At 57.1% G+C, this 22,612-nt stretch carries 23 protein-coding genes and 1 riboswitch; of the genes, 12 read left to right on the forward strand and 11 right to left on the reverse strand.

Annotation, left to right across the window (positions count from 1 at the left end; genetic code table 11):
• Together OSH04_RS12345 and OSH04_RS12350 are read left to right on the forward strand one after the other, a co-directional pair.
• Entirely contained in the window at window positions 1-789 is a 789-nt protein-coding gene (locus OSH04_RS12345; protein WP_035267993.1) for an AraC family transcriptional regulator, read from the forward strand.
• Window positions 790-870: 81 nt separating this feature from the next.
• Complete coding sequence (locus OSH04_RS12350; protein WP_266108563.1) at window positions 871-1,794, forward strand: LysR family transcriptional regulator; 924 nt, start codon at window positions 871-873, stop codon at window positions 1,792-1,794.
• A 57-nt stretch (window positions 1,795-1,851) separates the two neighbouring features.
• Here OSH04_RS12350 and OSH04_RS12355 read toward each other — a convergent pair whose 3' ends face one another.
• Entirely contained in the window at window positions 1,852-2,784 is a 933-nt protein-coding gene (locus tag OSH04_RS12355; protein ID WP_266108564.1) for an NAD(P)H-dependent flavin oxidoreductase, read from the reverse strand.
• A 3-nt stretch (window positions 2,785-2,787) separates the two neighbouring features.
• Entirely contained in the window at window positions 2,788-3,333 is a 546-nt protein-coding gene (locus OSH04_RS12360) for a cytochrome b (RefSeq protein ID WP_266108565.1), read from the reverse strand.
• A gap of 591 nt (window positions 3,334-3,924) precedes the next feature.
• Between OSH04_RS12360 and OSH04_RS12365 the strand changes: the two genes are divergently transcribed.
• Window positions 3,925-4,302: a globin family protein gene (locus tag OSH04_RS12365; protein WP_266108566.1), complete on the forward strand. Its 378-nt coding sequence runs from the start codon at window positions 3,925-3,927 to the stop codon at window positions 4,300-4,302.
• Between the two features lie 6 nt (window positions 4,303-4,308).
• Entirely contained in the window at window positions 4,309-4,698 is a 390-nt protein-coding gene (locus tag OSH04_RS12370; RefSeq protein ID WP_266108567.1) for a tautomerase family protein, read from the forward strand.
• 15 nt (window positions 4,699-4,713) lie between these two features.
• Here the strand turns inward: OSH04_RS12370 and OSH04_RS12375 are convergent, their stop codons facing one another.
• From OSH04_RS12375 to OSH04_RS12395, 5 genes are all read right to left on the reverse strand, one after another.
• A complete protein-coding gene (locus OSH04_RS12375; protein WP_266108568.1) occupies window positions 4,714-6,147 on the reverse strand; it encodes an efflux transporter outer membrane subunit in 1,434 nt (477 codons plus the stop codon).
• Between the two features lie 9 nt (window positions 6,148-6,156).
• Complete coding sequence (locus tag OSH04_RS12380) at window positions 6,157-7,086, reverse strand: efflux RND transporter periplasmic adaptor subunit (RefSeq protein ID WP_266108569.1); 930 nt, start codon at window positions 7,084-7,086, stop codon at window positions 6,157-6,159.
• Window positions 7,079-7,273, reverse strand: a complete 195-nt coding sequence (locus OSH04_RS12385; RefSeq protein ID WP_035268004.1) for a DUF1656 domain-containing protein — start codon at window positions 7,271-7,273, stop codon at window positions 7,079-7,081. The genes OSH04_RS12380 and OSH04_RS12385 overlap by 8 nt, the downstream gene beginning before the upstream one ends.
• The gene (locus OSH04_RS12390; RefSeq protein WP_266108570.1) at window positions 7,266-9,371 is read right to left on the reverse strand and encodes an FUSC family protein; all 2,106 of its coding nucleotides are present in this window, start codon (window positions 9,369-9,371) and stop codon (window positions 7,266-7,268) included. The genes OSH04_RS12385 and OSH04_RS12390 overlap by 8 nt, the downstream gene beginning before the upstream one ends.
• A gap of 116 nt (window positions 9,372-9,487) precedes the next feature.
• The gene (locus OSH04_RS12395; protein WP_115635198.1) at window positions 9,488-10,420 is read right to left on the reverse strand and encodes a LysR family transcriptional regulator; all 933 of its coding nucleotides are present in this window, start codon (window positions 10,418-10,420) and stop codon (window positions 9,488-9,490) included.
• 132 nt (window positions 10,421-10,552) lie between these two features.
• A riboswitch (TPP riboswitch) is annotated at window positions 10,553-10,671 on the forward strand.
• Between the two features lie 44 nt (window positions 10,672-10,715).
• On the opposite strand from OSH04_RS12395, the gene OSH04_RS12400 reads away from it, so the two are divergent.
• Together OSH04_RS12400 and thiD are read left to right on the forward strand one after the other, a co-directional pair.
• Complete coding sequence (locus tag OSH04_RS12400; protein ID WP_060185924.1) at window positions 10,716-11,189, forward strand: NUDIX hydrolase; 474 nt, start codon at window positions 10,716-10,718, stop codon at window positions 11,187-11,189.
• Window positions 11,186-12,010 carry a bifunctional hydroxymethylpyrimidine kinase/phosphomethylpyrimidine kinase gene (gene thiD, locus OSH04_RS12405; RefSeq protein WP_266108571.1) on the forward strand — a complete coding sequence of 275 codons (825 nt, stop codon included), beginning with the start codon at window positions 11,186-11,188 and terminating at the stop codon, window positions 12,008-12,010. The genes OSH04_RS12400 and thiD overlap by 4 nt, the downstream gene beginning before the upstream one ends.
• A gap of 78 nt (window positions 12,011-12,088) precedes the next feature.
• Here thiD and OSH04_RS12410 read toward each other — a convergent pair whose 3' ends face one another.
• The gene (locus OSH04_RS12410) at window positions 12,089-13,306 is read right to left on the reverse strand and encodes an MFS transporter (RefSeq protein WP_266108572.1); all 1,218 of its coding nucleotides are present in this window, start codon (window positions 13,304-13,306) and stop codon (window positions 12,089-12,091) included.
• 61 nt (window positions 13,307-13,367) lie between these two features.
• On the opposite strand from OSH04_RS12410, the gene OSH04_RS12415 reads away from it, so the two are divergent.
• The 5 genes from OSH04_RS12415 (at window position 13,368) to OSH04_RS12435 (ending at window position 18,859) form a co-directional block, all read left to right on the forward strand.
• Window positions 13,368-14,366, forward strand: coding sequence for an AraC family transcriptional regulator (locus OSH04_RS12415; protein WP_338150066.1), 999 nt, complete (start codon window positions 13,368-13,370; stop codon window positions 14,364-14,366).
• 301 nt (window positions 14,367-14,667) lie between these two features.
• Window positions 14,668-15,387, forward strand: a complete 720-nt coding sequence (locus tag OSH04_RS12420; RefSeq protein ID WP_035268013.1) for a response regulator transcription factor — start codon at window positions 14,668-14,670, stop codon at window positions 15,385-15,387.
• Window positions 15,380-16,774, forward strand: a complete 1,395-nt coding sequence (locus OSH04_RS12425; protein ID WP_266108574.1) for a sensor histidine kinase — start codon at window positions 15,380-15,382, stop codon at window positions 16,772-16,774. Before OSH04_RS12420 ends, OSH04_RS12425 begins: the two co-directional genes overlap by 8 nt.
• Window positions 16,775-16,885: 111 nt before the next feature.
• Window positions 16,886-17,335, forward strand: coding sequence for a tripartite tricarboxylate transporter TctB family protein (locus OSH04_RS12430; RefSeq protein ID WP_081251521.1), 450 nt, complete (start codon window positions 16,886-16,888; stop codon window positions 17,333-17,335).
• Window positions 17,336-17,338: 3 nt separating this feature from the next.
• Window positions 17,339-18,859: a tripartite tricarboxylate transporter permease gene (locus tag OSH04_RS12435; RefSeq protein ID WP_021446689.1), complete on the forward strand. Its 1,521-nt coding sequence runs from the start codon at window positions 17,339-17,341 to the stop codon at window positions 18,857-18,859.
• 108 nt (window positions 18,860-18,967) lie between these two features.
• Here OSH04_RS12435 and OSH04_RS12440 read toward each other — a convergent pair whose 3' ends face one another.
• Entirely contained in the window at window positions 18,968-20,509 is a 1,542-nt protein-coding gene (locus OSH04_RS12440; protein WP_266108575.1) for an MFS transporter, read from the reverse strand.
• A gap of 171 nt (window positions 20,510-20,680) precedes the next feature.
• Between OSH04_RS12440 and OSH04_RS12445 the strand changes: the two genes are divergently transcribed.
• Window positions 20,681-21,562: a LysR substrate-binding domain-containing protein gene (locus OSH04_RS12445; RefSeq protein ID WP_035268022.1), complete on the forward strand. Its 882-nt coding sequence runs from the start codon at window positions 20,681-20,683 to the stop codon at window positions 21,560-21,562.
• 67 nt (window positions 21,563-21,629) lie between these two features.
• Here the strand turns inward: OSH04_RS12445 and hisI are convergent, their stop codons facing one another.
• The gene (gene hisI, locus OSH04_RS12450; protein ID WP_235332420.1) at window positions 21,630-22,106 is read right to left on the reverse strand and encodes a phosphoribosyl-AMP cyclohydrolase; all 477 of its coding nucleotides are present in this window, start codon (window positions 22,104-22,106) and stop codon (window positions 21,630-21,632) included.
• 28 nt (window positions 22,107-22,134) lie between these two features.
• Window positions 22,135-22,593, reverse strand: a complete 459-nt coding sequence (gene fur, locus OSH04_RS12455) for a ferric iron uptake transcriptional regulator (RefSeq protein WP_115635190.1) — start codon at window positions 22,591-22,593, stop codon at window positions 22,135-22,137.
• Window positions 22,594-22,612: the final 19 nt, after the last annotated feature.

Consider the following 22,612-nt stretch of genomic DNA (forward strand, 5'->3'; position numbering starts at 1 on the left):
ATGCCTGAACGCAAGATTGGTTTGCATGATTTTCTGAACTTTCCCGAGCACCCCGTCCTGTTCGCCGTCACCGGCAACCATGACTCGGAGCTGTCCTCGCGCCCCCATCAACACGCTCGCGGGCAGTTGTTCGGCTCCCTGCGCGGCCTGCTTTCCGTTGGAGTGGAGGACGCCGTTTGGGTAGTACCCGCCATCCATGCCGTCTGGCTGCCGCCGCACGTCCTGCACTCGGGCCAATCGCATGGCCCTTTTCATGGCTGGAGCGTCTATATAGACGAAGCGGCCTGCGCCGATCTGCCTTCCCAGGCCTGCACCTTGCGCACCTCCGGCCTGCTGCGTGAAGCCGTGCTACGCGCCTGCTCCTGGGATTTGATTCCCGCCGCGCCCTTGCCCCAAGCCCAGGCTCATATTGCCTCCGTCATTCTGGACGAAATCCGCAGTCTGCCCATCGAACCTTTTGGGCTGCCACTCCCCCAGGACCCGCGCTTGCAACGCATTGCCCGTGCCCTGATTGCCGACCCCAGCAACAATCAAGGCATGGAACATTGGGCGGACTGGGCGGCTGTCAGCCTGCGCACCTTGAGCCGCCGTTTCGTGACAGAAACCGGCTTTAACTTCACCGCCTGGCGTCAACGCGCCCGCCTGATGCGCTCCCTGGAAATGCTGGCAGCCGGTGCCCCTGTCGCCACCATTGCCTACGATCTGGGGTATTCCAGCCCCAGTGCCTTTATCAGCCTGTTCCGACGCAGCTTTGGTCACACCCCGGCGAACTACCGCAATCAACTGTAAGCCCCTCAAACCGCTTTACGACTCATCAGGAATGCCATAAAGTGATTGAGTAGAAATCCACGCATCACTTTCAGACATGGGATGGCCGAGATGGAAATGCGCCAATTACAGATTTTTTGTGCGGTTGCAGAGCATGGCAGCTTTACTGCCGCTGCCCAGAAGGTGCACACTGTGCAATCGAACGTCACCATGCGCATCAAAGAACTGGAGGCCGAACTGGAACAGCCATTGTTCATACGCCAGAAAAGTGGTGTGGTGCTGACTCCGGCTGGCCATACCTTTCTGGCCTACGCCCGCCGTATCTTGCAACTGACCGAAGAAAGCCGTGCCGCCCTGCAAGACACCGGCACTCCCAGCGGTCTGCTGCGTCTGGGCTCCATGGAGACCACGGCCGCCATCCGTCTGCCCCAGGTTTTGACCCAATACCGCGAACGCTATCCCCAGGTTCAGTTGTCCTTGCAAACCGGCACCACGGCCGAGCTGATCAAGGCCATTGAGACCCACCAGTTGGACGGTGCGTTTGTCGGGGGCTTTCATCAAAATGCGGCTCTGACTCAGGAAGAAGTGTTTGAAGAAGAACTGGTGCTGGTCAGCAGCAAGGCGGTGGAATCCCTGCCTGCCCTGATTGAAAAAATTCCCCAACAAACCGTACTGGTCTTTAGAACCGGCTGCTTTTACCGTTCCACACTGGAACACTGGTTTTATCAGGCCGGTCTGGTGCCCAATCAGATCATGGAAATGGGCACACTGGACGGCATTCTGTCCTGCGTGGCCTCGGGCATGGGTATTACCTTGCTGCCCAAAGCCATCGCCCAGAACGGCAGCTTGCGCCTGCCCGTGCAATGTCACGAACTGCCGCCTGAGGTTGCGCGTGTCAAAACCGTGTTTATCCGTCGTGCTGATGCCAATCCTGGCTCGGCTCTACGCAGCTTTGTGGCCCTGGCTCAAGCGCAGTTCGCCCAATTACCCAAACTGGATCAAGGCGAAGCCGCACTGTTGAGTTGACCGGTCAGCCTGTGGGTCTGTCCAGCCGCTCCGCACAGGCTATGCAGCTGTAAAGCGTCAGGACAAGCCCAAAACCAGCTCCTCGACCCGCTTTGCCGCAGGCACAATGCTGTGGATCTTGCCCACGCCCTGACCGGCATACAAAGACAGTTTCCTGGCCATTCTGTCCTTATCAATTGCCCGCGCCCCACCCCCGACCAGACGCAGCACATTCCACTTGTCACGGTTGGGAATCACGCGATGCGGCGTGCCATAGGTCCAGCCAAAAGAATAGCCGGTGCGATATTCCGTATCGTCCGTGCTGGCTTCCAGAATCTTTTGCTTGTAGAGCGGATGCGCGTTGGACTCCTCGCTGGCCAGAAAGGCCGTGCCCACCAATACGCCGGAAGCCCCCAGGCTCATGGCCGCCCTGACATCCTGGCGGGTCGTAATCCCGCCTGCCGCCAGTACGGGACGACCTTGCGCACAGTCCAGAATCGCGGGTAGCAAAGACATCAGGCCAATCGTGCCGCGATTCAGATGGCCACCACCCTCACTGCCTTGGGCGACGATGATGTCGGCCCCATGTGCAATCGCTTTGCGAGCCAAAGCCGCCGTGCCGGTTTGTACCATCACAATCATGCCGGCGTCTTTGGCACGGGGAATCATGTCGGCGGAATAGTCCTCGGCATAGAACAGCGACAGGATGCGAGGCCGCTCCTGCAGGATCACTTGAAACTGGGCCTCGAACACCTCCGGGCCACCAAACTGCGGCACTACATTCACCCCGAAAGGCTGGTCCGTCAGTGCCCTGGTTTCGCGCAGCCATTTACGCAGCATCAAAGGTGCCAGGCGCAAGCCGCCCAACACGCCCATCCCGCCCGCATTCGCTACCGCCGCCACCAATTGCGGCCCGGAAATCGCAGCCATGCCCGCCAGAAAAATCGGGTACTGCACTCCGCACATATCCGTAATGACATTGCCCGCATAGTCTCGATTTGCTTCGCTCATGATTTACAACTCCACCTGTTTGCCCAAGATGCGACGCAAGGCCAGATTCTTCAGTACAAAATGGTTTTTGAATGCCCCGAAAAGGTGCAAGACTAGCCCCGCCAAAAAAGCCGTGGCGCCAATATTGAACAGCACATCAACCACGGCCTTGACCTGCTCATTCGGGCTGATCACGGTCGGTAACGCCAGGCCACCGGGCAACTCCACCGCCACGCCAGCCGCCGCACGGGACAGCCAAACGGCGACGGGCAGCAGCACCATCGCCAAGGCCAGGGCTGTCGCCACGGAACGGGCCACTATTACCTCCACCTGGTTGGGCGAGCCCACCGGCAAGGGATGAAAAGAGGTCACACGTGCCCAGAAGCGGTAGATGGAGATCAGAAACAGCAGCGTCCCCAGCAGATTTTGCAGCTGCACCAGCCGCACCTCACCGGGGCTTTGGGCCATGGCCACCCCCAAGCCCAGAATGGAAAACAGCAAGACCGCTACAAGCCAGTGCAGCACAATAGTGATGGGCGAGAACCTGAGTCCGTTGTCGCGCAATTGCATGATTAGCTCCTTGAAAAGGTCACCGGGGGCAAGTCCTCTACAGTGCAATACCGAGAGTGATACGTCGTGAGCCACCTGCCCAACAGGTACAAGCGGCCAGTGTCGGCAGTCACCTTGTCGCCTGCAGGCCTGGGCCTGTGTCACAGTGGCCTCAGAGCCTTGGCTGTGCCAAGAACCGTCGTTTAGAAGCCCTGACGATAGGCGCAGCAACCAATCAAGTAAAATGATGAATACTGATTAATAAAATCTTTTTTAGTGATTTATAAACAGAAAGTTCTTCTCAGAACGCCAGGCGGCAGGCGTGCAACCTTCATCATCAAACCATCCAAGGGCAACAAGTAACACCCGCTGGTAGTTCGCAAGAAACCGCAGGCTCATCCAGGCCTCGCCTACATGAATCTCTTTTTGATCATTATTAGTGATTCATAAAATCATTATTCATCATTTTACTTGATTCATTCAGTCTTCTATCTTCCATATCGATAGCCCTGCTATCCCGCCCTCAAACCAGGAGACTGAAACCATGACTCGCCCAGCTGCCTATCTTGAACACTGTAAAAAAAGCCACGTCTTGCCCGGCTTTTGAATCTTATGGTGACGGACGCTCAACGCGACATCATCAAGACCGCTGCCCCGCTGCTGGCAAGCGGCGACAAAGCCCTGACCACCTATTTTTATGAATTGATACTGCGCGACTCCCCACCGATGAGCCCCTTGGCCAGCCAGATCGCCAACAATCACCTCGCTCTACAGATCCAGCCCGAGCATGACCCAATGATGGGCACTTGCCAGCTGCAAGCCGTACGCGAAGAGCTGATCGTGAGGATGAAAGGCAACAAGCTCATAGATGGATGGGTCGCCGCCTATCAACAGTTGTCGAATTTGCTAATCGAAGCCGAACGTCTGATTTACGACGATATGGCTATCACTTCCGGCGGCCTTGCAGACCGCAGTCCCAATCAAGAATGAACCATCATGCCACTACTGAAATTTGATCTGATTCAAGGCCGCAACGACAAAGAGCTGCGCCTGCTGCTGGACACCGCGCATCAAGCCATGGTGCAAGCCTTTGATGTTCCCGCCAGCGACCGCTACCAGTGCGTGACCCAGCATCGTCCCGGCGAGCTGATACTGGAAGACACCGGCCTGGGCTATCCGCGTAGCGACAAGGTGGTACTGCTGCACATCGTGTCCCGCCCCCGCAGCGAGAATCAAAAAATTCAGTTCTACCGTTCGCTGGCAGAGCGGCTGGAGCAGAACTGTGGCGTCTCGCCCAATGATCTGATCATCGCTCTGGTCGAGAACAGCGATGCAGACTGGTCCTTCGGGCGTGGACGAGCGCAGTTTTTGACGGGGGAGCTGTAATGCGATTGCTGCGTCTCAGCTTTCCTGCCAGCCTGCTCCCAGGGATTTATACAGAGCAATGGCAGCCAATACCTCGTCCCACTGGCTAAGCGTCAAGGCATCTCGTGCCTGATTGGCGCTACGCTGTGCCACCAGGATCGGCAAGTAGGCGCTTAAGCCTGCTTTATACAGTTGCGTCGCGTGCTCCAAAGCCTGTTCGCTATCGAGCAGTGCGGCCTGCAAGGACTTCTGACGTTGTACCTGGCTATGCAGAGAGGTCAAGGCATCTTCCACCTCCCGCAAAGCCAGATGCACATCACGCTCATAAATCAGTTCAGCGGCTTGCGCCTTCGCTTGTGCCGCTTCGATGCCCGATTGCGCAAGGCCACCATCGTACAAGCTGTGCTCCGCTTGCAGCCCTGCCGCCCACAACAGACTGGCACTGGAAAAGATGTCGTGAATCACGCTGACGGCAGTCCCTATTCCCAAGGGAATCCGGAACGTCGGAAAGCGTTGTGCCTGGGCTTGACCTATATGTGCCGTGGCCGCAGCCAAACGCCGTTCATCTGCTCGCAAGTCTGGCCGGGAGCGAATCAGATCCGAGGGCAGGAACGCGGGCAATTGCGGCGGCACGGGCAAGGCAGGCGCGGGTTGCGTCAGAACCGCATGCCAGTCGCCCGGAAAGCCGCCCGCCAACACACCAATGCCATGACTGAAACGGGCAATGTCGGCTTCCAGTATCGGGAGCTGCGCCTGTGCCATTTCACGCTCGGCTCTGGCCTGCAAAAGTTCAGACTGACGAGCCAACCCGCGACGTCGGGATTGCTCCACCAACTGTTCGGTATCGCGCAGATTGCGCACATTGTCCCTGGCAATATCCAGCCGTCTTTGCGTCGCCCGCAAACCGGCGTAATGGCTGACCAACTCGGCAATCAAGCTGACCTGCAAAGCACCGTGGTCCTGCGCCAACGCTTCAATACCGGCATCGGCGGCCTCTATCGCCCGGCGAGTGCCACCAAACAAATCCAGCTCCCAACTGACATCCAGCCCCAACTGCCAATTTCGTAACTCCCCTCCAGGTGGCGAGTCCAGAGCTTTACTATTGCGGCGCGCCTGCCCCGACGCCCCGGCTGATACCTGGGGGCCAAGATCGGCTGCAATCTGGCCGCGTTCCGCCTTGGCCTGCTTCAAACGAGCCACAGCAATATCCAGATCCTGATTACGGCTCAACGCTCTTTCCACCAGCGCATCCAGCGTCGGGTCCTGGAATTGCTGCCACCAGCGACGCAAGCTGTCCTGATCCTGCCTGGCAAAGCCTGTTTGTTCATGTAGCCACGTCGCAGGAAGCGGCTGTTTGGGCTCCATATAATCCGGGCCTACCGTCGTGCAAGCTGACAAACTCAGGAGCAGCAGCACATAGGGTAAAAAGCGGCGTGCGCGGTGACGTTCAGGCATCAAAAAATTATCCATGCCTGCCTCTTAAAGCCAGCGCTGCAAAAAGGAACTGATGCGGCCCTTTGCACTGCCCGCATCCAGCGCGGGGCCGACAGCCACACTGCCTGTCATCCCGGCCGCCAACAGCACATCCGCCGGCAAATCATCAAACTCCACCCGTACCGGAATCCGTTGCGCTAAACGAATCCAGCTGAAGTTGGGCTCCACGCTGGGCAAGCCCTGCGCATCCGCTTGCTGATTGGCATCGGTAATTCCGCGCCCGATGCTGCTGACATGGCCTGCTATCAAGCCTTCATAGCCCATCAAACGAATGCATGCCTCCGCTCCCGGCTCAATACCTTGCAGCTTGGTTTCTTCAAAATAGCCCGTCATCCAGAAGCTATGGGCATCCAGCAAAGCCATATTGGCCTGCCCCGCCACCGCATAATCACCCGCGTTCAAACGCAGGCGAGTCACATAGCCATCAACAGGCGCGTACAGTACCGAACGCTCCAGGTCCAGCTTGGCTGCGTCCACAGCCAATTGCCGACTGCGCTGCTCGGCCTGGGCAATACGCACTGCGTGCTGGGCTTGCTGAATTTCTTCAGCAGGCAGCAGGCTTTCCATACCGCGACGGCGCTTGGCCTCTGCCGCCCTCTGGTTCAGGATGGCTGTTGCCGCCGCCAGTTCGGACTGCGCCTGCTCCAGCGCCAGCTGAAAACGCTCGGGGTCCAGGCGATACAAGACATCCCCCTTGTGAACCCGCTGATTATCAGTAACCGCCATCTCCCGCACCGTCCCCGAGACTTCGGGCGCGATACGCACAATTTGTGCGCTGACCCGGCCATCCCGCGTCCAGGGCGCCCGCACATAGGCGTTCCACAAAGCCATCAGCAAATAGGCTGTTATCAACAGCAAGAAGGCCGTCAGCACAAACCGGCTGACTGGCTTGATCAAAGCAGGAAATTTAGACATACAGAATCAAGGCCGAGACAAGGGACAAGGACAAGGCAAACTCAAACAAGGCCGGGTGCCAAACATGGCGCAACACGCCTGTGTGCACCAGCACGTAACGCAACCCTAGATAAATAGGCACCGCCAGGCAGACGTAGACAAAAAAAGGCGGGACATACATGCCCGCCAGGGCAACTTCACTAAGCATGAACAGCACTTCCTGATTGAAGGGAAACAGACGCCGGGTGGCGCTCCAGCAGCATCGCAATATCCAGCAGCACAGCAGCCAGACGCAGGCCATCATGTTGCGGCTCAGCGTCCCGGCACTGCACGGCCTGAGCAAGACGCCGGGCATGGCGCGCTGCCAAACGGGGTCGATCAGCCCGGCGAGCCATATGACGCAAGGTAGTTTTCAGGGGCTGGGACACATGGGCAGGCACCTGGGCTTGTCGTACATACGACTGCAAGCGCAGCAGTTCCCAACCCAGATGCACGCTGTCCAGAGCCTGCGACAAGGCTTGCTGCATTTGCGCAGGCTGCGCCTTTAATCCGGCTCCCAATTGCGCAAGGCGATGTTGCTGTCGCCAGCGCCAGATCTGCGGTTGGAAACGTTTGCCCCGCAGAACCGCCAGACTGTTGGCGCGAATACGCATTTGCAGACGGCTTAGATCCCGACTCAGTTTGCGAGGCCAAAACAGCTGAAAACCCAGCAAGGTAAAGAAAGTGCACAGCAACCAGGCCACAGAACCATTCACGAACAGTTCGAAGTCGTAGTGCATGGGGTTGGATGGCGCTGCCAAGGTCGTAAACGACACCAGATAGGCCACACCGACCATGGCGTATTTGGGCACCGTGGTGGCATAAATGGCGGGTAACCAGAACAGCGCCAGCACAATCAGCAGCAGTGGCAAGCCTTCGATCAAAGGCAGGACCACAAAGGTGCATAAAAAGGCCGCCACAATCGAAAGCGCAATGCCCTTGATAAATGCCATCGCCGCCGCAGGTGGGTTAGGTGCCGGGGACAACAAGGCGCAGGCTGCCGCCAGACCGGCCAGCATCATATTGCCGTCCGTCCAGCCCGTCAGAATCCAGAATGTGCCCCCCAAGAGCACCGTCAGCATGGCGCGAACCCCGTTTTCCAGTGCCAGCGAAATATCCCGATAAAAAGGAATGGCGGGATATGTGCTTTTCGTGGGCAAACGATATAGAGCACGCAGACTATCCAGGGCCGCCAGATAATCATCCAACTGCTCAATCAGACGATCTCCGGCAATCAGAAACGGGGCCGGTTCTGCCAGGCGCTCCAGAGGGCCGGTATTCAAGATTTCCTGCAAGCGGGCACGCAGCGGCATCAACACTGCACGGGCTCGCTCCAAACCGTCCGGGCCCTGTGAAACCAGTTGGGCAGCCTGCTTCCAGGCCTGCTCCCATTCTTGCCGCAAAGCCGCCAGTACGGGCATGGGAGTCAAGGTTTGCGGAAGCGGGCCCGCACCTCCCAACATGGCGGAAAACAGGCAGGCAATGGCATGCCGCAAAGCGGTCGCCCGGGCAGCCAAATCGGCAGACTCCGCCTTGCCAACCGACAGCAAATCATCCGCCCCGTACACATCCATCATCAATTGATGCCGTACACGCTCCTGGTCACTCTCTGTCGTCGTGCACGCATGAAGGGCCGGCTGTCTGCGCGCCAGAACACGGGCTGTTTCCGAGGCCAGGCGCAATAACTGGGCCTGCAAGCGACTGCGTACGCTACGGGTACTGAACAAGGCAGACACCACGCCCAGGCACAGCACGCCCACCAGCACCGAGGAACCCCGCCCAATAACATGATCAAAGCTCAGTTGCGCTTGCCCCATGGCGCCGTATACCGCCAGGCCAACCGTATAACCTGCCAAGGCCGCCCCGTAAGACTTGTAGTGGCGCAGCAAACCCATGGCCATCACACACAGGCCCAGCCAGAACGCAAAGCCCAGCAAGAACAGCCAAGGTTGCTGCCCGAAGGCACTCATCAACACAAAGGCGGCCAGCATTCCGACCAGCGTGCCCAGCACCCGCCAGGTCCCCTTGCCTATCACCGCGCCTTGCACCGGATTGATCACCAGTAGCACGCTGGATGCGGCGGAAAAAGGCGCATGCAGATCCAGCAAATAGGCTACTGACAAGGCCAGCCACGCGGCCAGAATGGAACGCAGGATGTAGCCTGCACGAGGGCTGGTGATATCCACGGAACTGAGGGCCAGACCCATCCGACCAAGAAAGGCTTTCAGCCCGGAGGCAGACTGCGGTGAGGGACTGGCAGACGACACAAGAGGACTCTTTACAGTGATGAATGAAAATCACTATAAAAGTCCCCAATGCGTCCGAAAAGTGAATTTATTGCACTCATTCAAGTGCGTGAAACGCACTTGAAAACCAATTTAAATTACAGCTTGCTGCGTTTGGCCGTCTGCGCATCGTCCTCGGTACACAAGCGATGGATGGTCGTGCGTAACCATTGGTGGGCCGGATCTGTCTGCAAGCGCATGTGCCAGGCCTGCACCAACATGGCTGTCTCCATGGGCACAGGCAAATCAAACACTCGGATCGCCAAGCCCGCCGCTTTGGCACTGCTTGCCAGATGCTTGGGCAGCGGCAGCAAAAGATCGGAGTCATGCAAGGCAAACAGCGCGGTGTAGGGATTGGATACCACCAGGGCCACATTGCGCTGCAAGCCACTGGCCTGCAACAAGGCATCCAGGTTGGATCGGCCCTTGCCCCGCCGCGACACATTGATATGGTCCCAGCGCACAAAGCGTTCCAGCGAAATGTCTTTGTCGAAGATAGGATGGTGCTCCCGCGCGACACCCACAAAATGCGTCGTGAACAAGGGCTGTACGTGAATATCCGGCGCCAGCTTGCGTGAGGCGCTGATGAACAGATCAATACGGCCACTACGCAAGGCGTCGTCATCCATATCGTCCTCTTCGGGAGACAGGCGCAGCATGGCTTTGGGCATTTCCTTGGCCATGGCCTCCAGCAAATGGCCCAGATGCACATTCACAAATTCGTCCGTCGCACGCACATTGAAACTGCGCTCCAGGGACAGCAGATCAATCTCGGTATTGGAACTTAACACCTGGGTTGCCTGCTCCACCGCTGCCCGCACTTGCTCGCGCAAGGCATAGGCTCTGGGTGTAGGCAACAGCTTGCGCCCCACTTGCACAAACACGGGATCATCCAGCGTATCCCGAATGCGGCTCAAGGTTCGGCTCATGGCAGGCGGGCTCAGATTCATGCGCCGTGCCGCTCCCATGACGCTGCCCTCCTCCAGCAAGGCATCCAGTGCGAACAATAAATTCAGGTCAGGGCGAGCCATAGTCGAAGCCTTTCAAGGTTGCGTCAAACGAAATCGTAATGCCATTCAGATGATACTCAAAGCATGCACCCGCCTGCCATGTCTGGGTACGAAGACAGGTATACTCGCCCAGACCGTTTTTACAGGGACGGTCTTTTCACCGAGGGGAGCCTGGCGAGCAGGCTGAGAAACTGCCCGAGCAGATTGCACCGCAGTGACCCGTTGAACCTGATCCGGGTCATGCCGGCGAAGGGACGGGTATGTACCTGCTCGCCGCTTGCTGCCGGATGGCTATCCTTGACTAGGAGTTGCTATCTTGTCTTCTGACCACTCCCCCTCCCCCGTCGGCCCGGTTGCCGCCACCCTGGCTGCCGTCATCCATCAAGACCGGATTTTGCTGATACGTCGCGCCAATCGGCCCGATGCAGGACGTTGGGCCTTTCCCGGCGGCAAGATTCGCGCGGGCGAAACCATCATGGCGGCGGCCCACCGGGAACTGGCCGAAGAAACCGGCGTACAAGGCCAGGCCCTGCAGATCTTTGATGCGCTGGATGTATTTGACCGCGAACCCAGCGCCACACCTTTGGCCTATTCGCATTTCATTCTGATTGCCGTGCTGTTCCGCTGGCAGCAAGGCGAGCCACAAGCGGGCGATGATGCGCTGGACGCACGCTGGTTCAGCAATGCGGAACTGGACAGTCTGGATGTGGCACACAGCTTTGATGTAGTCCGAGTTGCCCGTCGGGCACTGGCATTGGCTGCCACTCAAGATCAAGCAGGCCAAGCATGATTCCCAATGTCTTGAGTATTGCGGGCACGGACCCGACCAGCGGTGCCGGTATTCAGGCTGATCTGAAAGCCATGTATGCCTTGGGCGCTTACGGCATGAGCGTGATTACCGCCGTGGTCGCGCAAAACACCCAGGGTGTGCGGCGTTTTGTGGCGCTGGAGCCGGACTTTGTGGCGGACCAGTTGGATGCGGTGTTTGAGGATGGGCGCGTGGATGCCATCAAGATCGGCATGATCGCCACTGCAGGGATTGCGGAAGCAATTGCAGACCGCCTGCACCATCACGGCCTGGACTGCCCGGTTGTGCTGGACCCGGTCATGGTCGCCAAAAGCGGGGATCGTTTGCTCAGCCCCGAAGCCGTGTCCATCGTGCGCGACAAGCTGCTGCCCATGTGTACCCTGCTTACCCCCAACTTGCCCGAAGCGGGCGATCTGCTGCACAAACCGGAACCCGCCTCGCTGCAAGAGATGCACAGCACCTTAAGCGAACTGTGCTTGCTAGGCCCTGAGTGGGTGCTGCTCAAGGGCGGTCATCTGGATGGCCCGGACAGTGTGGATTTGCTGCAAGGTCAGGGGCAAAGCCATGTTTTTCAGTCGCCTCGCATCCCGACACGCAACACGCATGGCACGGGCTGTTCGCTGTCCTCCGCCATTGCTGCCCTGCTACCGGGCCGCAGCGTGCCGGCTGCGGTAGGCTTGGCCAAGGAATATTTGAATGGCGCTTTGGCCGCGGCTGACCAATTGCAGATCGGCCTGGGGCAAGGTCCGGTCCATCACTTCCATGCTTTGTGGCCAAAGCTGGAACCCCTCAAAACATCTTGAACTCAAAAGCCAGGCCGATTTCAACCTGTGGACCGCAGCACATCAAATCGGCCCGGCTCTCTGGCCCAGGCTCCCCTTTTAATGTGCCCGCTCCCCACTGGGGTAGGCCGGCCAGTCCGCTGTAACCCGTAAAGCAATCAAAAGCGCAGCAAACAGCATCACCCCCCCGCCCGTGAGGAACACCATAGGAACACCGCCCAGGCCGAACATGAAGCCACCCACTGCCGCCCCCGCAGCAATCGAAGATTGCACTGCTGCCACCACCATGCCGCCTGCGACTTCCGCCTGATCGGGCATGGCACTGGCCACCCAATTGGACCAGGCCACTGGCACACCTCCGAAAGCCAGTCCCCACAACGCCACCAGCCACATCAAGCCCATATTGTGCACCGGCAGCCAGACCATGCCCCAGGCCGCCAAACCCACCAAGGCGGGCATCACGACCAAAGTCACCCGCAAGCTGCGTTCCATCAGCCAGCCCGCCAACAAGGTGCCTACGAAATTCGCCAGTCCGAAGCCCAGAAGCATCAAGGCCAAGCCATCCATATCAATAGAGGCAAAGCCTTCCAGCGCCGGACGAATAAAGGTGAACAAGACAAACTGCCCGCCATGGGCCAGCACACAGGCAAACATACCAATCGCAATACCGGGTCTGCGCAGCAAATCCAGTACCGTTGCGGTGCGTGCATGCTGACGCGGTGCCATGCTGGGCAAGGTCAGCCACTGAAACACCAAGGTCAAAACACCAACCGCCGCTGCCGCAAAGAACGCGCTGCGCCAGCCGAACAGGCTCCCCAGATAACTGCCTAAAGGGACCGAAACCACCGTCCCCACGGCAATCCCGCTAAAAATAATCGACAAGGCACGCGGCACTAATGTGTTCGGCACCAAACGCATGGCAACGGCTGCCGCCATGCTCCAAAAGCCGCCCAGGGCAATCCCCAGCAAGACCCGCATCAAGAGCAACACTGTCAGGCTGGAGGACAGCGCCACCAGCAAGTTCGATGCAATCATCAGCAGCGTAAAACCAAGCAACACATTACGCCGGTCAAAACGACGGGTCAGCGCTGGAACCAGCAGGCCCGAAAACAAAGCGACCACCGCCGTTACTGTGACGGCCTGCCCTGCCAAGCCTTCCGATACACCCAAATCTACGGCCATCGGTGTCAGCAAGCTGGCGGGCAAATACTCCGCCGTCAACAAACCAAACACACCCATGGCCAATGAAAATACAGCCACCCAGGCAGGTTCCATGACCGGGGCCCGCAAACTGGCATTACACACATCACGACTCATCGCTACTTCCCTGGAGAAACAAAAACAGCTCCCAGTCTAGAGATCAGAAACCGGATGATCTATGATGATCAGTCTTGAAAATTTGATCGAAACGCCGAACATGACCGAGCAAGAACAATTCGCCCTGTCCTCCGACCTGATCAGTGAACTGCTGACCGGTATGCGCTTGCGTGGGGTGCAATACCGCCGGATTCAAACTGGGCCTCATTTTGGGCTGGGTTTTGAAGAACGACCCGGTCATGCCTACTTTCACTTTCTGGCTGTAGGTTCGGCATTTCTACGTACCCGTGATGGCAAGATTCACAAGCTTTCAGCAGGCAGCACCGTGTTTCTACCGCAAGGTGAAAGCCATCAAATCCTCTCCAAAGAAGAAGTCTCGGTTCAACACATAGACAGCTTTGAGGCCGCCCCACTGGGACAAGCCGTCAGCGGTGTCAGCACATGCCCTAGTTCCTACCCCACCCCTAGCGCAATTTTGTTCTACGGTTGCATGGAGTTTGATCTGGGCGGCATGCACGGACTGGGCAAACTCATGCCCAGCGCCATGATTGCCAATACTGGGGCCCAAAACTACCCTGGCCTGCTGCCCATTCTGGATTCCATGAAAGGGGAAATCTGCGCGGGCCGCATTGGCTATGCCGGCATCATGGCCCGCTTGGCCGAAGTGGCGGCCGCCATGATTGTTCGCGGCTGGATTGAATCCGGCTGCGGCAATGCTTCCGGCCTAGTGGCTGCCTTGCGCGATCCTCGCTTGGCACGTTCCATTCTGGCCCTGCACCGCCAACCTGGCTACGAATGGACAGTGGCAGAGTTGGCAGCACAATCTCACCTGTCTCGTTCCGTCTTTGCCCAACGCTTTCAGGCCACCTTGGGCATGTCTCCACTGCGTTACGCCACAGAATTACGCATGGGTCTGGCCAGCCAATGGCTGAGTCAGGAAAAACTGTCTATTGAAACGATTGCCCAGCGTTTGGGCTATACCTCGCAGGCGGCGTTCAGCCGGGCCTACAAGCGTCTGAAAGGACAGGCTCCCGGTGCCAGTCGGCAGTCCAGAACCTGACCCGCCCCCTCCTTCCCGGACAGACGCTTTAGCCACCGGACAAGCATCCCAGACAATTTCCGGCGCATTTCTGGATTTCCAGCCCGACAGCCCTGAGATTTTTATTAGAATAATGTGCTGACTAATTACTCCTATAATTCAGAGCACATGACGGCGTTAACAGGATGAATCAATATTTATATTTCCTGACATCAAACATTACCGTTTTGTCATGTTCACCTCATAGTCGGCATTAGCCTTTTTGATCAATCCATTTCTGGAATGGATGAGTCTGCCACTTCATAAATCTCCGAGAAGCCAAATGTGGAATTGTTTACTGATTGAAGACGACCGGGAAAATGCTCGGTATTTAGTGAATGGCTTATCCGAGCTGGGCTATTCGGTGGTAACCAGTCATGATGGCGTTTCCGGTTTGGAAAATGCCATGAAAGACGTATGGGATGTGATTATTCTTGATCGCATGCTTCCCAATAATGTCGATGGCCTGTCCATTCTTTTTACTTTGCGATCTTTAGGTAAAAAAGTCCCCGTACTGGTATTAAGTGCCTTATCCGGTGTGGACGATAAAGTTGATGGTTTGAAAGCCGGTGGCGATGATTATTTAATCAAGCCCTTTTCCTTTCAGGAATTGGCCGCCCGCCTGCACGCCCTGATACGCCGCAGCAGTGACAATGCAGAAATCAAGAATCTGCAGGTGGATGATCTGGTCATGAATATCCGCAACCAGAAAATCTCCCGTGGCGACGAGGTGCTGGAACTACAACCTCGCGAAATCAAGCTGCTGTCCTACCTGCTGATGAACAGCCACAAGATCGTTACCCGCACCATGCTGCTGGAAGTGGTCTGGGGCTACAACTTCGACCCCCAATCCAATGTGATTGATGTGCTGGTCAGTCGTTTGCGGCGCAAGGTGGACAAGGAAGGCGCCACGCCCCTGATCCATACCGTGCGTGGCCGTGGCTATGTACTTAGCGACAAGGACAGCATCGACGGTTTCAAGCTAAAGCGCTGCGATGATTGATTTCATCAAACGCCTGTGGGAGTCCACCTCCTTCCGGCTGACCTTGAACTACAGCATCCTGGCCATCTTCACCACGCTGTTTTTAATCGGCTTCTTCTACGTTCAGGTGTTTGGAGCCTTGCGCGACGAGCACCTGCGGCAAATCAACGTCGCCGTACAGCGGCTTAGCATTGCCTACGAAGTCGGCGGGCGCGAAGAGATCCTGCGCATGATCGAGCTGACCCTATCGGACCGGATTGATTCGGGCCAGGAAATCTATCTGCTGCTGGACGAATTCAATCACACCCTGGTGGGCAATATCAGCGAGATCCCCGGCCTGAACAACCTGCCAGAACGACAAGTGGTGGAAGTGCAGATCAAGCATATCGACGCGCTATCCGAAGGCAATGTCCGCGTCACCAAACTGTCCGGCGGCGAAACCCTGGTGGTCGGCCACGAGCTGGGCACCTTGATCGAGCTGCGCGCCATGCTTAGCCGCATCATCGTAACCTCCATGATCCTGGCCTTGATGCTGGTAATTCTGGGCGCCTATGTCTTTAGCAATGAGCTGAAATACCGCGTGGGCCGCATCCGCCTGCTGACCGAACAGGTGGGTGCGGGGGATATTTCCAAGCGCATCACCTCCGAGAGCGAGGACGTCTTTGGTCTGATCCACCACGACATCAACCGCATGCTGGACAAGATCGAGAGCCTGATGCAAGGCGCGCGGCATATCTCCGATACCGTGGCCCACAATATCCGCACCCCGCTCACCCGCATCGTTGGCAAGCTGCGTGAAACCCAGAACCTGCCTGGCGTCCCGCCCCATGTCCGGGAGGCACAACAAGACGCGATTGAAGAAGTAGAGAACCTGAGCGTGCTGCTGGGCAAGCTGCTACAAATTGCCGAGCTGAATGCCGGTGTGCAAAGACAGAACTTCAAGGCCTGCAATCTGGAAGTGATTGCCGAAGACGTACTGGACCTGTACAGCTTCTTTGCTGAAGAGAAAGGCGTCACGTTGCAGAAAAAAAAAATCGACAGAGTCATTATTAATGGCGACAGCAATTTATTAGCCAGCGCTTTAGCCAATCTGGTTGATAACGCCGTTAAATATGCTCATAGCCATGCCAGCGTAGAAATTAAAAAGCGCTTTGACAATAAAGTCTCCATCATTGTGGAAGATGATGGCCCGGGATTACCAGAAAGCGAATATGAAAACGTAGGCAAGTATTTTTATAGATTCAATAATGATAGTGAAGGATTTGGATTGGGATTAACCAGCGTTGCCGCCATTATTGAATTGCACCGGGGCGAGCTGATTTTCTCCAAAGGAGTATCCGGCTTGAAAGTCACCATTGTGCTGCCTGTTCAAGCCTTACCAAACCATTCAAACATGACCAAAAGGTAATGAAACTGTCACCCTAAGCCCTCTCCTGCTCCGCTAAGCTAGCCTCATTTTTAATCGCTCTTTTTCAGGGTTTATAAAAATCATGCTTGCTTTAGGGGAATGAGGAGATTCATGAGCAGACAAAAATATTATTCAGCCGGCCTGATGGTGGGAGTAGGCGTATTTACCGTCCTGATGGGACAGAAATACTCCTTGGGCACCATGGCCCGCATGGGACCGGGCTACTTCCCGTTTCTGCTGGGCATCGTGATGATTGTGCTGGGCGCTCTGTACCTGTTTGTAGAGACCGCCGCACACGATGATGAGCAGGAGGAAGACTACGGCCCGCCGCAATGGCGTGGCTGGCTGGCCATTGTGGGCGGCATCATCGCCTTCATTATTCTGGGTCGCTACGGCGGACTGGTTCCCGCCACCTTTGCCCTGGTGTTCATCTCTGCCATGGGCGACAAGGAACATTCCTGGCTCACCGCCCTGCTGCTGTCCATTTTCGTGACGCTGCTGGGTGTGGTTATTTTCTCCTGGGGGCTGGAGCTGCAATTCCCCCTGTTCACTTGGGGCTAAGCCATGGAAATTCTATCTAACCTGATGCACGGCTTTAGCGTTGCCTTTCAACTGGACAACCTGATGTGGGCCGTGTTTGGCGTGTTCATGGGGAACCTGATCGGGGTGCTGCCCGGCATGGGTGTGCTGGCAGCCATCTCCATCCTGCTGCCCCTGACCTACGCCATGACCCCGACCGCCGCCCTGATTATGTTGGCCGGTATTTACTATGGCTCCCAGTACGGTGGCGGTATTACTTCCATCATGCTGAATCTGCCCGGTACCGCCTCGCACGCAGTGGCGTGTCTGGACGGCAACCCCATGGCCCGCAACGGCAAGGCCGGATCGGCCCTGTTCATGTTGATGTTGTCCTCCTTTTTTGGAGCCACCATCGGCATTCTGGCCATGATTCTGTTCTCGCCCGCGCTGGTCGATATTGCCTTCAAATTCGGCCCGGCTGAATACTTTTCCATGATGATGCTGGGCCTGCTGGCCGGCGCCACACTGGCCAAAGGTTCTGCCATCAAGGGCGTGGCCATGGTCGTCATGGGTTTGATCTTTGGCGTGGTCGGTACGGATGTGAACAGTGGTGTATCGCGCTTTGACTTCAATATTCCGGAACTGCAGGACGGCTTGCAGATTGTGGCGCTGGCCATGGGCCTGTTCGGTATTGCGGACTTCCTCAAGAACATCAATCGGATCAATAGCGGCCACACCAAGGCCATTGGTAAAGTCTCCACCCGTTCCCTGCGTCCGGAAAAAGGCGATATCAAGCAATCCAAAGGCGCTCTGGTGCGCGGTACTGCGATTGGTGCGGCTTTCGGGATTCTGCCCGGCACCGGCCCGACCATTGCGTCTTTCATTGCCTACGCCACGGAAAAGAAAGTGGCCAAGAACCCCGAGCGCTTTGGACGTGGTGCGATTGAGGGCATTGCTTCGCCCGAAGCCGCCACCAGTGCCTCTACCCAGACCAGCTTCATTCCTACCCTGAGCCTGGGTATTCCCGGCGACCCGGTCATGGCCTTGATGCTGGGCGCGCTGATCATTCACGGCATCCAGCCTGGCCCGCAAATGGTGGTCGAGCATGCCGATATGTTCTGGGGCCTGATCGCCAGTTTCTGGGTGGGCAACATCCTGCTGCTGGTGCTGAACCTGCCCTTGATCGGCATGTGGGTGCGCCTGCTGTCCGTGCCCTTCAAGTACCTGTACCCCGCTGCCCTGTTCTTTGTGTGCGTGGGTGTCTATAGCACCAACAACAACCTGTTCGATGTGAATATCGTGCTGCTGTTTGGGGTGCTGGGTTACTTCTTCATGCGCCTGCGCTTTGAGGCGGCCCCCTTGCTGCTGGGCTTTGTCTTGGGACCGATGGTAGAAGAAAACTTCCGCCGCGCCCTGCTGCTCTCGCGTGGTGATCCGATGATCTTCCTGGAGCGCCCGATCAGCATGGTCTTTATCATTGCGTGCATCTTGCTGATGCTGGGACTGAGCTACTCGTTCTGGCGCTCGAACAGCCAGAAGAAGCTGGGAGCCCTGGCCAAGGCTTGAAGCGCTGGCAACCACTAGTCATGGAAAGGTCGGCTAAACGCATTGCTTTTACCGCAGCCTCCATAAGAAAAAGCCGGGCTCATTTGCCCGGCTTTTTTGTGCCTGCCCCTATCCAGGACTGCAACACGCCTGTGCACTCATCCTGGCGGAACCAAACACCAGATGACTTAAGGCCGCCAAAGCAAAGGCAGTTAGCGCACCGTACACCATGACCCAGCCAAAACCAGCAATCAGGGCTGCATGAACCGCCTCGACAGGATCGGCGGCATTCGCCAGCAAGGCGCTGCTTTGCGACACGATATTGATGTCGCCAGAGGCTACTTTTTCAGCCAGATGACGCAGTTCGCCATCAACAGCAATACCCAGGCGAGCACGCAGATCACTCATGATGCCTTGCACCAGCACAAACCCCATCACGGCGATATTGAAGGCCAGGGAAATCATGCGGGCACTGGTATCCGCCCCCGACGCCATACCGGCGCGTTCAGCCGACACCGAGGCGGTAATTACATTGGTGGTCGTAGTATTGGCCATGCCCAGACCAATCCCGGCCAGCACACAGCCTGGCAGAATCAGCCAGCCCGGTTCATCGGAAACACTGCCTATCTTCATCACTACAAAGCCCAGGCCAATCAAGAACAGACCTAGCGTAATGACTCCACCCGGCTGCCAACGCTGTGCCAGACGCTCGGCAAACGGAGGCACAAACAAGGTCGGCAAGGTGTACGCCAACAAGGCCAGGCCAGTTTGCACACTGTCATACCCCAGCCCCACATGAAAGTAGATGGGCAAATAGATGATGAAGGGCCAGAAGCTGAAGTTCTGCCCCATCGAGCCCAACAAGGCACCGGAGAAACTGCGGATACGAAATACGGAGAACTCCAGCATGGGCCTAACACTGCGCTGCTCCACGATTACAAAGGCAATCAGGCTAAGGACGGACAGGGTAATAATGCTCAAGGCTGGCAGGCTGGCAAAGCCCAGCACCGGCCCCTGAGTGACAAACAGCACCAGGCAAAACACGGCCAAGGACAAGGTGGCAATACCGGCTACGTCCAAGGTGCTGGCGCCCGGATCACGCGACTCCTGTACGCCAGCGCGCGCCAGCAGCAAGGTAATAATGGCCAGCACGGCGTGAATCAAAAACACCCATTCCCAGCTGGCCAGAGTCAGAATCAGGCCACCCACAATAGGCCCAAAACCCAGCCCGGCACCAAAGACCACACCCCACCACGCAAAGGCCTTGCCACGCTGTTGTCCGTCCCGAAACTGGTTCGACAAAATCGCGATCTGGCAGATCAGCATCATGGCAGCGCTCAAGCCTTGCAGAAAACGTGCGCCAATCAGAACAGCTGCACTTTCCGTCAGTCCGCACACCAGGGAAGTGATCCCGAACGCCACAATCCCGATCGTAAAAATGCGCTTGCGGCCGTAGCGATCCGCCAAAGTGCCTACCCCCATCAGAATGGTCGTCATGGCAATGGTGTAGGCTGCCATCACCCATTGCAGTTGCCGGAAACTGGCCCCCATGACCTGTTCTATGGTGGATAAAATCGGCGGCACGCTGGAGATCTCCAGGCCCAGCATCAAGGCTGACAAGCACACGGCAGCCAAGGCGTAGCGGCCCTGACTCGAGATAGAGGGAGTCATCGTTATCTTTCCAAAAAGTCGTCAATACACGTCGCCGTCCCGGCGAGCCAAAGTGCGGACACCAAAACCCAAAAGCTCGGGACCGCTCAGTCAGGAGAGATAGTAGGGACGGGCCAGCCATTCATCAATGCTATGATCGGGCATATCAGAAACAACAAATATGGATAGATCATGAGCCGCCCTGTTCTGGATGTGGAATCCGTACAAGCTTTTGTGAGCATTGCCGAGTTCCAAAGCTTTACCAAAGCCGCAGAAGCCTTGGGCACCACACAAGGCGCGATCAGCGTGAAGCTGAAACGCCTGGAAGAGCGCCTGGGTTACAAGCTGATCGAACGCACTCCAAGGCTGGTACGGCTGTCTGCTCAAGGTACGGTTTTCATTAATCCCGCACGGGAATTCATTGCTGCACACGACCGCGCCAGAGCCGCCCTGCTCTGCGATTGCCGCCGCTTTCGTTTGGGAATTGCCCAGCACGTTGCCGGGCCGGAAGTCCCTACTTTGTTGTCCCGTTTGAATGAACGAGACCCTGCCCTGACGATTGAAGTTCGCCTGGAAAGCTCGCATCGCTTGCTGGAAGATTTTGACAAGGGAGAGCTGGATGCCGTCATCGTGCGCCAGGAGGATCATCGCCGTGACGGAGAGGACCTGGGGCCTGAACACTTTGCCTGGTTTGCGGCACCCTGCTTTCATCAGCAAGAAGGCAAACCTTTACGGCTGGCCGCCCTGGCTCCCTGCTGTGGCGTGCGGGATATTGCAACACACGCGTTAAGCACTGCCGGGATTGAGTGGAATGAAGTGTTTGTGGGCGGTGGCCATGCGGCCGTAATGGCGGCGGTCTCTGCCGGTTTGGCGGTCGCGGCATTTTCATGCCGCCTGGCGCCGCCAGATGCAATTGATGTGGGCCAACGTCTGGGACTGCCAGCCCTGCCCCCTTCCCGGATTGTGCTGCACTCAACACTGACGGATCAACGCTCGCGGGAAGCCTTGCGGACCTTGGCAGCGGCGTATCGGGAGCATCGCTCTACCCGACTGACGGGGGCTGCATCGTCCTGATCAGCACAGGTTCAGGCGGCCAGAAGTAAACGTGAAATTCGCCCAGCCCCGCCAGCATGAGCACCCTTTAAAGCACAGTGGGATTGGGCACATCCCCATACACGTCTTTGGGATCAAAGGTCTTGGCGGACTCCACAAAGACCAGATCCTGACCCTTGCTATGCTCGACACCAACCGGCACCTGTCTGTAGAAACAGGAGTAATAGCCTACGTGGCAACTGGCCCCGGAACCGGCTACCCGCACACGTAACCACACCGCATCCTGGTCGTCGTCGATACGCATTTCCTCTACCGTCTGCACCAGTCCACTGCTGGCACCTTTATGCCAGAGCATTTGACGCGAGCGGCTCCAGTAATGGGCTTCACCGGTCTGTATGGTTTTTTCCAGGGCTTCCCGGTTCATGTAACCCAGCATCAAGACCTCGCCATTGTTAGCGTCTGTCGTGATGCAGGCAATCAGGCCCTGTTCGTCAAATTTGGGGGCCAGTTCGTGGCCCTCCTCCACCTGCTCTACCGAGATTCGGCGGTTTATTTGTACTGCCATATTGTCAGCAGATCTTGTGTCTTGTCCTTTAGCCTTCATGTTTTCTCCTTGTCATCATGGGTTCCGGGCGATATTCACAATCCGGATTCAGGCAGCGTCCGTACACCACATGACTATGTTCCATAACCTGAAAGCCCCGCTCTTGAGCAATCATTTTTTGCTGCTGCTCGATCGTCTGATCATGAAACTCCTGCACACGCCCGCAGTCCGTGCAAATCAGGTGATCATGGTGTTCGCCATCGTCCAGCTCATACAGCGCCCGGCCGGATTCAAAATAAACCTGCTTTAGCAAGCCTGCCTGTTGCAGCTGGGTCAGTACACGGTAGACAGTCGCCAGGCCAATCTCACTGCCTTGCCGGATCAGTTGGCGATACACATCGTCTGCCGTCAAATGACGAATGCCGGGGGCCTGGAATATCTCAAGAATCTGGATACGAGCCGTCGTCACCTTCAGGCCTCGCTCTTTAAGCTCTTTTGAATCCGTCACGACGTACTCCTTGCTGAAT

Source organism: Alcaligenes nematophilus, from assembly GCF_026344155.1.
In the GTDB taxonomy this organism is placed as follows: domain Bacteria; phylum Pseudomonadota; class Gammaproteobacteria; order Burkholderiales; family Burkholderiaceae_B; genus Alcaligenes; species Alcaligenes phenolicus.